This window comes from Klebsiella sp. TF21-TM (assembly GCF_019753495.1).
In the GTDB taxonomy this organism is placed as follows: domain Bacteria; phylum Pseudomonadota; class Gammaproteobacteria; order Enterobacterales; family Enterobacteriaceae; genus Klebsiella; species Klebsiella quasipneumoniae.
On the sequence record NZ_JAIJYL010000095.1, the window covers coordinates 1 to 1639 of the forward strand.

Annotated in this window: 1 rRNA gene; it reads right to left on the bottom strand. The window is 53.3% G+C overall.

Annotated features, from left to right (window positions below):
* Positions 1 to 20: 20 nt before the first annotated feature.
* Positions 21 to 1560, bottom strand: a 16S ribosomal RNA gene (locus tag K5R89_RS27020).
* Between the last annotated feature and the right edge of the window lie 79 nt (positions 1561 to 1639).

Here is a 1639-nt window from a genome sequence, read left to right on the forward strand (position 1 = left end):
CAAAGGCAGGTTCTTTAAGGTAAGGAGGTGATCCAACCGCAGGTTCCCCTACGGTTACCTTGTTACGACTTCACCCCAGTCATGAATCACAAAGTGGTAAGCGCCCTCCCGAAGGTTAAGCTACCTACTTCTTTTGCAACCCACTCCCATGGTGTGACGGGCGGTGTGTACAAGGCCCGGGAACGTATTCACCGTAGCATTCTGATCTACGATTACTAGCGATTCCGACTTCATGGAGTCGAGTTGCAGACTCCAATCCGGACTACGACATACTTTATGAGGTCCGCTTGCTCTCGCGAGGTCGCTTCTCTTTGTATATGCCATTGTAGCACGTGTGTAGCCCTGGTCGTAAGGGCCATGATGACTTGACGTCATCCCCACCTTCCTCCAGTTTATCACTGGCAGTCTCCTTTGAGTTCCCGGCCTAACCGCTGGCAACAAAGGATAAGGGTTGCGCTCGTTGCGGGACTTAACCCAACATTTCACAACACGAGCTGACGACAGCCATGCAGCACCTGTCTCACAGTTCCCGAAGGCACCAAAGCATCTCTGCTAAGTTCTGTGGATGTCAAGACCAGGTAAGGTTCTTCGCGTTGCATCGAATTAAACCACATGCTCCACCGCTTGTGCGGGCCCCCGTCAATTCATTTGAGTTTTAACCTTGCGGCCGTACTCCCCAGGCGGTCGATTTAACGCGTTAGCTCCGGAAGCCACGCCTCAAGGGCACAACCTCCAAATCGACATCGTTTACGGCGTGGACTACCAGGGTATCTAATCCTGTTTGCTCCCCACGCTTTCGCACCTGAGCGTCAGTCTTTGTCCAGGGGGCCGCCTTCGCCACCGGTATTCCTCCAGATCTCTACGCATTTCACCGCTACACCTGGAATTCTACCCCCCTCTACAAGACTCTAGCCTGCCAGTTTCGAATGCAGTTCCCAGGTTGAGCCCGGGGATTTCACATCCGACTTGACAGACCGCCTGCGTGCGCTTTACGCCCAGTAATTCCGATTAACGCTTGCACCCTCCGTATTACCGCGGCTGCTGGCACGGAGTTAGCCGGTGCTTCTTCTGCGGGTAACGTCAATCGACAAGGTTATTAACCTTATCGCCTTCCTCCCCGCTGAAAGTGCTTTACAACCCGAAGGCCTTCTTCACACACGCGGCATGGCTGCATCAGGCTTGCGCCCATTGTGCAATATTCCCCACTGCTGCCTCCCGTAGGAGTCTGGACCGTGTCTCAGTTCCAGTGTGGCTGGTCATCCTCTCAGACCAGCTAGGGATCGTCGCCTAGGTGAGCCGTTACCCCACCTACTAGCTAATCCCATCTGGGCACATCTGATGGCATGAGGCCCGAAGGTCCCCCACTTTGGTCTTGCGACGTTATGCGGTATTAGCTACCGTTTCCAGTAGTTATCCCCCTCCATCAGGCAGTTTCCCAGACATTACTCACCCGTCCGCCGCTCGTCACCCGAGAGCAAGCTCTCTGTGCTACCGCTCGACTTGCATGTGTTAGGCCTGCCGCCAGCGTTCAATCTGAGCCATGATCAAACTCTTCAATTTAAGTTTGATGCTCAAAGAATTAAACTTCGTAATGAATTACGTGTTCACTCTTGAGACTTGGTATTCATTTTTCGTCCGA